This window comes from Paenibacillus sp. Negev47 (assembly GCF_058313655.1).
Genome location: NZ_CM177754.1, coordinates 3,923,447 through 3,938,395 on the forward strand (window position 1 = coordinate 3,923,447; position 14,949 = coordinate 3,938,395).

9 protein-coding genes are annotated in these 14,949 nt (G+C 46.4%); 1 reads left to right on the forward strand and 8 read right to left on the reverse strand.

Going from position 1 to position 14,949, the window contains the following annotated elements; genetic code table 11:
- Positions 1–101 precede the first annotated feature (101 nt).
- Entirely contained in the window at positions 102–1,001 is a 900-nt protein-coding gene (locus AC4G47_RS17475; RefSeq protein WP_491102005.1) for a manganese catalase family protein, read from the forward strand.
- A 128-nt stretch (positions 1,002–1,129) separates the two neighbouring features.
- Here AC4G47_RS17475 and AC4G47_RS17480 read toward each other — a convergent pair whose 3' ends face one another.
- The 8 genes from AC4G47_RS17480 to AC4G47_RS17515 all read right to left on the reverse strand — a co-directional run bounded on the left by AC4G47_RS17480 (position 1,130) and on the right by AC4G47_RS17515 (position 14,933).
- A complete protein-coding gene (locus tag AC4G47_RS17480; RefSeq protein WP_491102006.1) occupies positions 1,130–3,112 on the reverse strand; it encodes a sucrose-specific PTS transporter subunit IIBC in 1,983 nt (660 codons plus the stop codon).
- Positions 3,113–3,138: 26 nt separating this feature from the next.
- Entirely contained in the window at positions 3,139–4,614 is a 1,476-nt protein-coding gene (locus AC4G47_RS17485) for a glycoside hydrolase family 32 protein (protein WP_491102007.1), read from the reverse strand.
- 147 nt (positions 4,615–4,761) lie between these two features.
- Complete coding sequence (locus tag AC4G47_RS17490) at positions 4,762–5,745, reverse strand: LacI family DNA-binding transcriptional regulator (RefSeq protein ID WP_491102008.1); 984 nt, start codon at positions 5,743–5,745, stop codon at positions 4,762–4,764.
- Positions 5,746–5,929: 184 nt separating this feature from the next.
- Positions 5,930–7,603: a ribonuclease J gene (locus tag AC4G47_RS17495; RefSeq protein WP_491102009.1), complete on the reverse strand. Its 1,674-nt coding sequence runs from the start codon at positions 7,601–7,603 to the stop codon at positions 5,930–5,932.
- Between the two features lie 151 nt (positions 7,604–7,754).
- Positions 7,755–9,026: an L-rhamnose isomerase gene (gene rhaA / locus AC4G47_RS17500; protein ID WP_491102010.1), complete on the reverse strand. Its 1,272-nt coding sequence runs from the start codon at positions 9,024–9,026 to the stop codon at positions 7,755–7,757.
- A gap of 17 nt (positions 9,027–9,043) precedes the next feature.
- Entirely contained in the window at positions 9,044–11,113 is a 2,070-nt protein-coding gene (locus AC4G47_RS17505; RefSeq protein WP_491102011.1) for a bifunctional aldolase/short-chain dehydrogenase, read from the reverse strand.
- 178 nt (positions 11,114–11,291) lie between these two features.
- Positions 11,292–12,224: a glycoside hydrolase family 5 protein gene (locus AC4G47_RS17510; RefSeq protein ID WP_458127227.1), complete on the reverse strand. Its 933-nt coding sequence runs from the start codon at positions 12,222–12,224 to the stop codon at positions 11,292–11,294.
- 387 nt (positions 12,225–12,611) lie between these two features.
- Complete coding sequence (locus AC4G47_RS17515; protein ID WP_491102012.1) at positions 12,612–14,933, reverse strand: beta-galactosidase; 2,322 nt, start codon at positions 14,931–14,933, stop codon at positions 12,612–12,614.
- Between the last annotated feature and the right edge of the window lie 16 nt (positions 14,934–14,949).

The window sequence follows — 14,949 nt, forward strand, 5'->3', positions numbered from 1 at the left end:
TAAAGCTCTGGCAGAACGTTTTTGTTTCATACATTATCGAAGAATAACGTACAAGTGGCCCTTCATACCTTTACACTAACGAGGACTGAGGGGGAAATATCATGTTTAAACGTGTAGACCGTCTTGCCATCGAACTACCCATATCGAATAATCCGGATCCTAATGGAGCTAGTGCAGTTCAGGAGTTGCTCGGTGGAAAGTTCGGGGAAATGTCAACATTGAACAACTATATGTTTCAATCATTCAATTTCAGAGGCAGATCCAAGCTGCGTCCTTTTTATGACATTGTTGCAAGTATTACCGCTGAAGAATTCGGCCATGTTGAACTTGTCGCCAATACGATTAATCTCATGCTTGAAGGTACTACATCGCCAGGTGCTCCAGACTCCACGCCACTGCGTGTTGGTAAGGATGCACGGATGACTTCACATTTTATTGAATCTGCTCAGACAGCACTCCCTTATGACTCCATGGGAAGACCCTGGAATGGTTCATATGTCGTGAGCAGTGGCAATCTGATCTTCGATCTGCTACATAATTTCTTTCTTGAATGCGGCGCAAGGACCCACAAAATGAGAGTCTACGAAATGACGGACAACAAAACAGCTCGAGAAATGACAGGTTATCTGCTTGTACGTGGCGGTGTGCACGTTCTTGCGTATGCCAAGGCACTGGAAATTGCAACGGGTGTTGATGTAACAAAAATGTTTCCTATTCCGCGACTGGATAACAAAGCTTTTGAAACGACACGTAAGTGGGAAGCGATGGGAGAACATCGCAGACTGTACACATTTAGTGACAAAGATTATCAGGGCATTGCCCAGATCTGGAAAGGAGTACACCCAACCGATGGCGGTAAACTGGAGGCTTTTGCCGGCTTGCCGGGTTATGGAGGGCCAGTACCTGAGCTGCCTGATCTGCCGGAAGAATTTGCGCCAGGGATATCCGCGGAAGATCTAATGCAGATTGCAGAGCGACTGAAACGGCACGCTGGTCTGTAGGATCACGATTGACGTTTGTTTTTTCATAGGGCGTCGATTGGATAACCGTTTCTTTGATTTCTTATGGCGTACACAAAAAAAGGGAAACGGGAGAGATACATCTCTACCGTTTCCCGCTTTACATGCCACTATTGTGGCTCAGTAAATTTCACTACCAGTACCGCTTCCCCATTGGCTTGAACACGACCTGTTGACGTTGCTGTAACAGTCGCAATTGCTTCATTTCCACTTGGGATCAACACGGGTGTAATCAAAGGCAGACCAGCTGCCTGAATAACATCCATGTCAAATTCAATCAACAATTGTCCTGCAGTTACACGATCTCCGCTATTCACATGCGCGGTAAAGCCGTTACCTTTCAGTCCAACCGTATTAATTCCAATATGAACCAGCATCTGTACACCTGTTTCATGCTCCAGAATCACCGCATGTTTACTCTTATTCATCACATGCGCAATGACACCATCAAACGGTGCATACACCTTGCCTTCTGATGGCTCAATGGCGATCCCCTCACCCATGTGTTTTTCCGAGAACGCCGGATCAGGAACCTGCTCCAGAGCAACAATAGTTCCGTTCATCGGCGAGGCTATTTCGAGCAGCTCTACCTTAGGACGATTGCTTGTAATGACGTTACTCGTTGAATCGACTTGTGAATTAGTATTCAGAGTGTCAACTTCATTTGAAGACATTCCACTATTGGCGTGGCTCACCGATTCCTCTGCAACTGGTTGATCTTTGTACCCGAAGAACCAGGTAAGTGCAAATGCAATCGCCATGGCAACCACGTTGGATAAAATGTACAACGGCAGTTGACTGTTCAGATAGAGCAATGTTCCCGGAATAACCGTTACAGCCATGCCTGTACCTTGCAGATGGAACAAGGAAGCGATAAAACCACCTACTCCACCACCAACCAGTCCCATAATAAATGGTTTCATATAGCGCAAGTTAACACCAAAGATAGCTGGCTCGGTAATTCCCAGAAATGCGGATAAGGACGAAGGCAATGCCAGTGCTTTGAGTTTGGTATTTTTGGTCTTCAGACCGACTGCAAGACAAGCCGCTCCTTGTGCTGCCATGGCACAGGTAATGATAGCGTTGAACGGATTGAATCCCGTCTTTTCCAGTAGTTGAATCTCCAGGAAATTGAAGATATGATGCACACCGGTAACCACAATAATCTGATGGAAGAAACCAATGATGATACCTGCGATTCCGAAGGGAAGATCCAATACGGCAGTTGTTCCATGCAGAACCCACTCTTCAAGAGAATGGAACACTGGGCCAATCGCGAAGAGTCCGAGCGTAATCATGACTGTTAACGTAATAAAAGGCGTCAGAATTAAATCCAGTGCCTCAGGCACTCGTCTTCTCAGAACCTTCTCGAACTTGGCTCCAATCAAACCAACGAAGAATGCAGGCAGAACAGATCCCTGATAACCCACGACAGGTATAAAGCCGAACATATGCAGCGGCTCTGCTGATCCATCTGCCACCGCATAAGCATTGGGTAGTGCCGGATTGACCAGCATTAACCCTAATACGATACCCAAAACCGGACTTCCGCCGAATACGCGGAATGCCGACCACGCTACAAGTGCAGGCAGGAATGCAAATGCCGTATCCGTCAGGATCTGAGTGAATAACAGGAAGTTGGCCGAGATATCATCAGGTGTTGCACCGAACAACGCCAGAATTTCATTCTGGGTAAGTAATCCGCGCAATCCCATGAACAGGCCTGTAGCTACCAGTACGGGAATAATGGGTACGAATACATCACCAAACGTGCGGATAGCCCGTTGAAAAGCGTTGCCTTCTTTTTTCCCTTGACTCTTCACATCTTCCTTGGATGATCCTTCGATTCCCAGCTTCTCGACCTCTTCAAAGATTCGATTCACCGTTCCCGTACCGAAGATAATCTGATATTGACCTGAGTTGAAAAAGGCGCCTTTAACCTTCTCGATATTCTCGACTGTTTTCTGATCAATCTTCTCTTTATCTTTCACCATAATGCGAAGACGAGTTGCACAATGTGCAAAAGATGCGATATTCTCTTTGCCCCCGATGGCATGAATGACTTCTTGGGCAATGCGTTGATTCTCCGACACGTTATCTCATTCCTCTCACGTAATACTTAATAATCCCATTGGGTTGCTTCAAAATCAGCCTTGCCTCCGAGTGCAAAGAAACGAATGCTTATACTCTCCCGGCTTGGGAAAATCCGGCTGGTAAAGACCTCTTCCCCATCGTTCACAAAAATCTCAACCGAAGATGAATCCACGAACAGATGGAACTTAATCTTGTCTGTAGTAAGCGTGCATCGACGGATCATACCATTTTGTTCTGCCAGTTTGGCACCTGCCATGGTCCGATCCAAGACAACTTTTTGCTGAATTCGATCATACACAAGAACCGTTTTCTCAACTCCATTTGCCCGGAATTCGATGCCGACAGTCTCTGCCTCTACATGGCTTATCTCGCATATCAGCTCATAGGCAACCCCCTCGAAACCAGCGAAGAATCGACTCTCATTATCAATCGTTGCGCGAATATGAGTTCCTTCCTCTTGCTGACGCAATTGCACCATCTCTGCAACGGGTTGTTGGATTAACTTGCCGTCTATCAGTGACAATTGCCGAGGAATGGTCAGGCAATGAGCCCAACCGCTATCATCGGTCGGATACGCCAGATCGGGAAGTCCCATCCAACCAACCAGAATACGTCTTCCGTCCGGAGCCTGCATCGTCTGCGGAGCGTAGAAGTCGAATCCACGATCCAGCTCCTGAAATTCACCATGATTGAACTCTCTCGTCTGTAGATTCAGAGGTTCACCGATCAGATAACCGGACTGAAAAATATTCTGGTAATGATCTCCCGCAGCATCCAGACCTTGTGGGGAAAAGACAAGCACACCTTTCCCGTCCAGCTCCATATAATCCGGGCACTCCCACATATAGCCGAAGTTGGTTAACCCGGTGTGGATCTCACCAAGAAACTCCCAGTTCTTCAGATCTGTTGAACGATATAACACCGTACATCCCGTCTCGTCTGTTCGCTGGGCACCGATTACGCAATAATACATCTCCCCCTGCTGCCACACTTTCGGATCTCTGAAATGTTCCGTGTATCCCAGTGGCACCGAAGAGATAACGGGGTGATTCAATTTGCTTACTGAACCGCTTTCATCCAGTACTGCCAAGCATTGATATGGATGTCGGACCCAGTCCTCATCTCTTGTATTGCCTGTATACAGTAAATGTAGCTTGCCGTCTTTTTCAATCGCACTACCGGAATACGCTCCGTGCGAGTCATATCTGTCACCCGGTTCGATTCCAATTCCGACATATTCCCAGTTCACCAGATTCTTCGAGCGGGTATGGTACCAGTATTTCATGCCATGTTCTGTTCCAAGCGGGAACCACTGATAGAACAGATGATAATAGCCTTGATAATATGCAAAGCCGTTAGGATCATTAAGCAGACCCGTTATGGGCTGAATGTGGTAACTCTGTCTCCATGGACACTCGGATATCCGTGCTTCAAGCTTCGCAATCTCTCCAGGCTCAGCTTGTTCAATTCGTCTGTAGCGCTGCTCTCTAGTCATTTTCATAGCTGTTCTCCATTCAAAATGTAGGAACCGGTTCCATTAGACGCAAAAAAATAATTCCATATGGCATAAATGCCTGACCAATTTCGCATATCCGAATTGGACATTCGCATTGGAACCGGTTCGATGGAATTATCATAAAGGATGCTTTTATATTTTGTCAACGCTTTCTCTAGGAATAAGTTCTACATCAAGTACTGTCCGTTCCTCCACCGACTCGCCTTTGACCAGACGAATAATGTGATTTGCCGCTACTTGACCTGCCTGCAAATAATGATATTTCACAGTCGTCAGCGTGGGATGAATCATCTCCGTAATATCATATCCGCCAAATCCGGTAATGGATAAGTCTTGCGGTATTCGGATTTTATTGGAGAATGCAATCTTCATTACACCCAATGCGATATTGTCCGTAGCCCCCACGATGATCGTTGGTGTGATCTCTTTCAGTATGGCTTCAGCGGTAACGATGGCTTCCGACATCTTGAAGCTTGTCTCATAATACTTCACTTCACATTCTCCACATTCGGCAATTGCACGCTGGAACCCTTGTTTTCGATGAATGCCCACCGCCTGATCCCTCTCGCTTACTCCCATGTATACCATCTTGCGATGGCCCTGTTCCACGACATATCTGCCCATCTCATAACCCGCCTGATCATCATTGTGAACCAAACTGTGTAATTGCTCATGTTGTTGCCCCACCAACAACACAGGGATACGTATGTCCTCCACTGCTTTCAGATGTGCTTCAGTCACTTCAGCAGCCAAGAGAATAATCCCCGACACCTTTTGTCTTGCAAAATCATATATGGCATCAATCTCACGTTGCATGTCCTGGCTCGTATTCGCAATCAGCATCTGATATTGATTACTTCTCAGTTCTTCATCAATTCCGATCAGCGTCTGAGATGTTGCAAAAGAATCCAGTCGCGGAACTACCGTACCGATAATACTGGTCTTCTTCGCCTTGAGACTCTGTGCAAATGTGTTGGGAACATAATTGTATTGTTTGATAATGCGCTCAATCTTCTGGCGTGTATCTTCACTAACCGATCCGCCATTCAGGAAGCGAGAAACCGTGCTCTTCGCGACACCTGCCATCTGAGCGATATCAGAAATCGTTTTATTCATAAAGACTCCTCTTAATTTCATTACTGGTTTACCTCTTATTATACTTCGAATCGCACGAACAGCAAAAGCCCGATGCTAATGTAGTAATCATACAGGTGTATGATCCCACATTCATCAGGCTGTTAAGTTCCAAAACATATTTGTTCAGGCGATCAGGGCAAGGATAATCCTTATACCTGCTGACTTACACTTCGATAATAATCGGCAAGATCATGGGTCTTCGCTTCGTTTGCGCGTAAATGTAGTGACCAATCTCGTCTTTCAGCTTTTTCTTGATCACATTCCACTGATTCACTCCAGCCCCGATTAACTCATCCATTCGGCTAAGAACTAACTCATGGATCTCATGCATGAATTCTTCCGAATCCTTCACGAACACGAACCCTCTGGAGATGATTTCGGGTGAGGCAACCATTTGTTTCTCCGTTTTGCTCAATGTGGTTACGATCACCAGCATACCATCGGATGACAGTTGCCTGCGATCACGAAGTACAATATTGCCTACATCACCCATGATCAGACCGTCCACGAGACTGTTTCCTGAAGCAATTTTGGGACCAAGAGAGGCCACGCCATCTTTGTACTGAACCATATCTCCGTTATTCACAATAAAGACATGATCACGCTCTATACCTACGGACTCGGCAAGCAGTCTGTGCTGATACAACATACGGAACTCACCGTGAATCGGAATCAGATAATCCGGCTTCATGAGGGTCAACATCAATTTGAGCTCTTCCTGACTGCCGTGTCCAGAGACATGCATTCCTGCGGCACCACTAGAACCATATATCACGCGCGCTCCGAGAACATACAGGTTATCAATCACATGAGCCAAATTGCGCTCATTGCCCGGAATAGCACCAGCTGCAAGGATAACTGTATCTCCGGCCTCTACCCTTACATGGGGATGTTTCCCTGTTGCCAAGCGGGACAAGGCAGCCATAGCTTCACCTTGGCTACCTGTACATAATACAACGACCTGCTCTGGTGGAAACTGATTGGAATCCATTGCATCAATTAATAATCCATCAGGAACTTGCAAATAGCCCAGGTCACTCGCAACAGACACCACATTCACCATACTTCTGCCCAGTAAGGCCAGTTTACGCCCTGTTTCGAATGTTGCATTAACAATCTGTTGAACTCTGCTGACATTCGATGCAAAGGTGGAGATAAACACTTTTTGTTTTGCACGGATAAAGGCATCCAGAATGTGGTCCCCTACGATACGCTCGGAAGGTGTAAATCCAGGCCTTTCCGCATTGGTACTTTCGGAGAGCAGTATATGGACACCTTGCTTGCCAATCTCGGCCATGCGGTGCAGATCAGGGAAAGGTCCATTAACGGGAGACATGTCAAATTTGAAATCCCCGGTATGTACGACATTGCCTGCGGGGGTCTGGAAGAAAACACCAAGACAATCTGGAATACTATGACTGGTCGCGAAAAAGGAAACATCGATCTCACCCAGCGTAATGCTGGACTTGGCATCAATTGTGTGCAGATCAGCCTTGCGTAGCAGCCGATGCTCTTTCAGTTTAAGTTCAATCAATCCGCGTGTAAGTCTGGAAGCATATACAGGAATATTCATTTGCTTTAGCAAATAGGGAATGCCACCAATATGATCTTCGTGTCCGTGGGTAACCACAAGAGCCCTTACTTTATCCAGGTTCTCCAGCAGATAGGTTACATCCGGGATAATCAGATCAATCCCCGGCAAGGTCTCATCCGGAAACTTCGAACCACAGTCAATGACGATGATATCCTGGTTGTATTGGATGAAATACATGTTCTTCCCTATTTCATTCACACCGCCAAGTGCAGCGATATATAGTTTGTTGTGGGCTAGATTCAATTCTATTAGTCCTCCTCTGCGTAGCATACTTGTGCAATACGGATCCATATTCCTAGTATGGAAACAATCGCCTCACTTATGCATTTCAAAGTGATTATGTCAAAAAAACCACCACGGAATATTCATCCGTAGTGGTTTAGAAAGTGTAACGTTACACCAATGATTTATCACGTTGCAGCAATACCTCTTGTTCATAGGTTTTGATATCCGTGATCCATTGTTCCCGAACAGGAACACCTTGCTGGGCACAATAATAGTCCCAGATTGCGCCAAACGGATAGGATTTGAACTCTTCCGTCAAGGCAAGGCGCAGCGTGTAATCCCCTTCCAGTTCGGCTTGTTTCAAGGCATCCACCGGTTCCAGCATTGCACGCAGAAGAGCTTTGATCGTATTACGTGTCCCTACAACCCATGCAGCAACACGATTGATGCTTGCATCAAAGAAATCCAGTCCAATATGTGTTGTCGTCAGCAGATCATGTCGAACCAGTTCACGGGCAATTTCGAGCAACTCATCATCCATAATGACAACGTGATCACTGTCCCAACGCATCGGGCGGCTTACGTGAAGCAGGATACCGCTGGTAAACAAAGCAAGGGATGACAGTTTGTTGGAAATGACCTCTGTTGGATGGAAATGGCCCGCATCAAGACAGATTAACGTATCGTTTTGCAAACCATACCCCATATAAAATTCATGTGAACCCACCACATAAGCTTCCGAACCGAGACCAAACAGCTTGCTCTCTACCGCATCCAAATTGTGCTCTGGATTAAGCGGTTCGCCGAATACTTCATCCAGTGATTCCTTGAGACGTTTGCGTGGAGTCATGCGATCAACCGGATTATCTTTGAATCCGTCCGGTACCCATACGTTGGTTACACAAGTCTGACCGAGCTGTTCGCCGAAGTAAGCACCAATCCGACGGGACGCCTTGCAGTGATTAATCCAGAACTTGCGAATCTCAGGGTCTGGATGACTGAGCGTGAAGCCATCACTTGATTTTTCATGGGAAAAGCATGTTGGGTTAAAGTCCAGACCGAGTCCTTGTTCTTTGGCCCACTTCACCCAGTTCTCATAATGCTTCGGTTCAATCTGATCCAGTTCAACCTGCTCATCTGTATCTGTGTAGATTGCGTGCAGATTGACCTTATGTTTGCCAGGAATCAGAGCAAAAGCTTGCTCCAGATCGTTACGAAGCTCCGAAGGTGTTGTCGCAGCTCCCGGATACTGACCAGTAACGGAAATCCCGCCTGTTAGCTCCCCATCCTTATTCAGAAATCCTTTGACATCATCGCCTTGCCAGCAATGTACGGATACTTTGATCTCCTCGAGTTTGTTCAGTACTTGGTCCGTATCGATTCCGTGCTTTGCATACAATGACTTAGCTGCTTCATAAGCTTGCTTGACTTGGTTATCCATCCGCAAGAATCCTCCTTTTAACGTGTAAATGCTGCTGGTACACCGCCATCAATGGTCATCATGCAACCGGTTGTTTTTTCGGATTTCGAAGAAGCAAAGAATGCGATTCCTTCCGCAATATCTCTTGGATAGATATTCACGAGCAATGTCGTCCGTTTGCGGTAATACTCTTCCAATTGATCGGGCTCGATCCCGTAAGCCGCTGCTCGTTCATTTCTCCAGGAACCGTTCCAGATCGCTGAACCCTGTAGAATGGCATCTGGAAGAATCGTGTTGACACGAATGCCATACTCTCCACCTTCTGCTGCAATACAACGTGCCAGATGTGCTTCCAGCGCTTTCGCTGAGCTGTAAGCCGAGGCACTTTTACCTGCATACACCGAGTTCTTGGACCCGATAAATACCATGCTTCCACCAATACCCTGCTGTTTCATCAGCTTGAATGCTTCGCGAGCAACAAGGAAATATCCCGTACCCAGTACATTCATGTTCAGGTTCCATTCTTTCAGGGACGTCTCGTCAAATGGGCTGGATGTGGCTAATCCAGCATTATTTACGATGATATCCACTCCGCCATATTGCACTGAAACATCAGCATACGCAGATTGAACGGCTTCCTCATCGGTCACGTCCATTTTCAGCGCATAAGCACGATTCGCACCGTACTGATCATTGATTTCCTGTGCTACCTTCTGTGCGCCCTCCAGGTTGAGATCAGCGAGCACCACATGTGCGCCTTCAGACACCAGTCTACGTGCTGTTTCACTTCCGATCCCGCCTGCTCCACCTGTGATAAACGCCACTTTGCGCGAGAATTCCGTTTCGGCCGGAGCCAGAGACAATTTGTAGAGTTCCAGCGGCCAGTACTCCACATTGTAAGATTCGTTTGCACTGAGCGATACGAATTGGCCCAAGCTTGTAGCCCCACGCATGACGGCGATCGCTCTGTGATACAACGCACCGCTTACTTGAGAGAGCGCCCAGCTCTTGCCTGTGTTGATCATGCCCACACCTGGAATGAGGATCACTCGTGGTGCCGCTTCGAACATGACATCACCTTCGTTTTTGTTGCTCTCAAAATACTGCTGATATTGCTCTTTGTAGGCGGCAACGCCTTCCACCAGCTTGGCTTGCAAGCCTTCAATATCATCCGCATCCGGCGTCCAGTCAATGAACAGAGGTACGACTTTGGTATGTACCAGATGATCCGGGCAAGCCGCACCTACCTGAGACAATTGCGGAGAATCCGCTCCGCCCACAAAAGTAAGTACATCCTCCTGATCATCAAAGGACAATATCATTTTTTTGCTATCCGATACCGCTCCACGAATCGTTGGCATTACACGTGATACGATCTGACGACGAACCTCTGGGGCAAGTGCCGGGTGTTTCACACCACCGAACAAGCTGCCTTCGTTCACCCGAGCTTCGATGAATGCTTCCGCTTCATTGATGATCTTGATTGTCTGAGCGTAACATTCCTCGGATGTTTCTCCCCAAGTCACAAGTCCGTGTTTTTCCATCAATACGAGTTCGGCATTTGGATTCGAGAATACGCTTTCAGCAATCATTTTGGATAACGTGAATCCTGGACGTACATAAGGTACCCATACAAAACGATCACCGTAGATCTCTCTCGCCAATTCCTTGCCGTTATGTGCACAGCACAAACTGATAATGGCATCCGGGTGAGTATGATCCACATGCTTATATGGAAGGAACGCATGCAGCAGAGTCTCGATGGAGGCACGCGGGTGCTTGGCATCAATCATGCAATGACCCAAATATTCAACCATCTCTTCATCCGACATGGATTCACGTTCAATTAACGGCCTTATATCTTCAAGTCCAAGTCCCGTAAAATGCTTCGCTTCCATGGAACCGAGGTCAGACCCGCTTCCCTTCACATACATTACTTCTACATCACGACCCCGAAAATCCTTTACTGTCGTTTTGGTAGACGTATTACCACCGTAGATGTTACATACACTGCGATCGGATCCAATCAGATTGGATCGGTAGACCAATTGCTCCAGTCCTGTTGTTTTCTCAGATGCCTGCGATGCATTCCATAAACTCTGTACCATTCGTTTCCCTCCGATAATGTTTGTTTTATTCCTAATCCGAGTTTATCATCTTTGTTTTGTTTTGAAAACAAAAGATTTTATATATAAACGGAAAAATTCAAAAGTTTTCATGGATTAAGCACTTTTATTAAAAAACACCCTGACGTAACCGTCAGAGTGTTCCTGTTTCATAGGCGGATTAGAAAATCCCCGCTTTTTGGGAAGTGTTTTTGATACCATAGGTGTCATTAACGACGGTGTTGCCAAAGCTGGTCAAGCTTCCGTTCGGACCTGTAGCCATGTCCAGATAGTTCAGATTGGAACTGTTTCCGTACCACGACCAGGCAAGCCAGCCTACCCCTTTTTCCTGACCATATCTCATGATGGCATATTCGTCCACGTCACCATTGGTATGGTATCCCCCGAATTCACCAATGATCAGAGCCAAACCTTTGTTCAGCACATTCTCCATGTTGGCTTTGACCGTTGCTGCATCTTTACCTGCATACTCATACATGTGAATGGAGAAGACCGTATTTTTCTGCGAATCGGCTGCAAATACACTTTGTCCATAATCCACGATGGATTGTGGGAACTGTCCCCATCCTGCTGCATCCACAATCAGCGTATTTTTAATTCCCGCATTTCTAAGTTTCGGAATGGCCTTCTTATATCCATCAGCCCAGGCACTTCCGTTCCACGTTCCATACCATTCATTGGCAATGTTGACGATAACTCGATCTTCTTTGCCAATCAAGGCTTCCTTAATACTAATCCAGTAGTTCACTGCCGCGTCCAATGAATTATAGTCATCTTTCCCTGTGGCATCATGTACTTCAAGTACAGCTATCATTTTATTTTGGTTAACCACGTTAATAATGTTTTTAACAGAGTTCAGATCATCTTTGGTGTACTGGGTACCATTCGAAAGAACAATACGTACCGTGTTGGCACCTGTTTTGGCGATTGCAGGAATAGCGGTATTCAAATCATTTTTGAACCAGGAATGTCCGTGATTAACTCCTCTCATGACAAAAGGCTTACCTGTGGAATCGTATAATTTGTTACCGCTTACATAAAAACCTGTAGCCGCAGACGCTTTGGGGGCTGCACTCCCTAATACCATGAACATGAGAGCAGCAATAACCGTGAAGATTGTACACTTTTTCAGATTGACCATTCGTTTGGAACCTCCTGTATTTTTTTATTATTTCAATTAACCCTGCTCCAGGCAATAAGTTAACTAAAATCGTTGGTTATCGAAGTAAACGAACCCTAATTAGACCTAAACTAAAAACCTTAATTAGTTCACTTGTTTCGGATTAATAAACCTTATCGATAAGGTTATGAATTATAATAGAATGAAAACGCTTACTAGTCAAGCTGTTTTTACCATGATTAGGAAGTGTTTTTTCCTCACAAAAAAGAAGGCTCTCTCCCCTCATTGCAGTTCGGAGAAAGAACCTTCTGTATAATAAAAAAACTAGTTAACTCTTCATGCTAATCTTTGTCTTCTTGTTCACGCCAACACCAACCTGACCCGGTAATGTGGTACTACCCGAATCTCGCTAAACGTTCCGATCTCCACACCATTAAATCGTTCAACATAAGCCTGATTCACATAGCTCTCTGTCGTTCCTCTCCGGATTGGTGTAATGGACAGACGCAGAGCGTGAACGGCCAGCAAGTGGCGGGATTGTTTCAGACCAATCTCCCAACTATGACCATACTGGATATGATCCGTTAACAGCTGATGATGGATGTGGGCTGCAGCAACATCTCCATTGTAATCAATCTCAATCCATACATCGTCTACCTGTTCCGGCCATTCTGTGTCCAATCTCAGTGTTGCTGCATACTCTTTCGGATAATCAACCTCCACAGGAGGCTTGTAGGGCGTAACTTGGAATGTGTACGTATCGAATACTCCTTGCTTAGATTGAGATGAGACGGCATATTCAGAAGCGGTAATCTGTTCTGGTGCCGGATAGAAGGATACCTCCATCTCCGGTTGCTCCACCGATGTGCATATGAGCATCTCATTCTGTAGATACAGATGACTGTTGCTGATTATAAGTCTCTCTTGTCCACCCACACGGAAACGGTAGGCATGCAAGGCCTCTTCACGAGTCAACGTAATGATTCGTATTCCCACACCATCCGATGTTGTGATTCGCAGATGATGGTCTTTGCCGGCAATCGGGTGTACCACAACTTCATTTCCCTGCTCCGATACTGTTCCTTCGTGCATATCAACATTCGTAACAGTTGATGTATCAATAACATACTCAGGCGTCATGCCTTCGTGGGCATAAAAGACAGCCGTAAGTTCATTGTCCACCATAAATCGGGTCAGTGGTTGAACGGTAGCACTGATGATATTTAGGCCATCCAGATTCATATGGAAAGGTAGAATGGCCGCCGAGCCGGATTTCAGCTGCATCGTCCCTTCTCTTGGATAAGAAGCAACCCCTTTGCTTGTATGCAGTTCCAATTGAATACCACGATCAGGCAGCGTTACATGATCCTGATAATTATTCATAAACAGAAATCCTGAGCCTGATTGTTGCCGAACAGACCAGCGCAGATCCAACGTGTTCTCCGGAGTTATCGATTGCTGACCTTCCGGTACAACACACCCCATTGGCGCAAGCAACTCACCGTATGCTTCCAGGAACATGGACAAGGTCCGAATACGGTCATACGATTCACCAATACGTCCAAATTCTCCGAGTGGGGCTTGGTAATCATACGTCATTTTCGGCAATGCCTGCTCATTCATATATGAATTTTTGCCTATTGGATTGGTCCCCCCGTGATACATATAATAGCCAACCAGATTGCTGCCGTTCGCCAGCTTCACAATGGTCATCGCCTCGACACTGTCCGCATCGACAACCGGACGAGCGTGATAACTGACCTGCATGCCGCCAGCAAGCTCACAATACGCAGCAGGGTACTCCAGACTGTCATAATCCACTTCTTCCACAGGATTCATATGCAGATCCCGGAACAGATACTCCCGGCTTGGAGGCTGATTGGGGATCCATGGTGTGTAAGCATACCCCGCTAGCATGGGTAACGTTCCTTCTTCAGGCACCGCAGCATTGCCCCAGGCCGTGGCAGTATAGAACATCGGCTTCATACCGACTTCTTCGGCAATATGGCGAAGCACCTTCAGATGTTCTCGTCCATCCCGGCCGGAGGAAATGTATTTTTCGCGTGTATAACCCCAGGCATCCATGGGTGCGCCAGCGTGCATGTACTCATTTTCTAACTGTACCCCAATAACAGGTCCACCCTCCTGGTGGAAACTGCCGTTGAGCTGACGGGCAATCTCCCGATATAATCGCTTGGCGTAATACAGATACCCTTCATCGTTCGACCTGACTTCGAATGGATAGCTGAATAGCCAATCCGGCATCCCGCCATTACGCACTTCCCCATGACAGAATGGACCAATTCGTACGATCAGCGGCAGTTCATGTTTACCACACAGATCCACAAAGTGCCGCAAATTCAGGTTTCCTGACCAATTAAATTCCCCTTCTTGTTCCTCGTGAAAATTCCAGAAGACATAAGAAGCGACGATATTCACCCCGCCTGCCTTCATCTTCAGCAATTCTTCCTCCCACTGCAAGTAAGCGAATCTGGAGAAATGAAATTCACCAACCACAGGAATATAAGGTTTAGCATTACGGGTCATATAATAGTTAGTAAAGTCATAAGACTCCCCTCGCGGACTTTTGCCGCCACTGCCAGTCATGCGGCCCGCACGAATCTCTTTATCTTCCGCATCCAGTATGAAACGAATCTGGCTTCCTGCTATACTATTATTCATGGAATATAACTCCTTC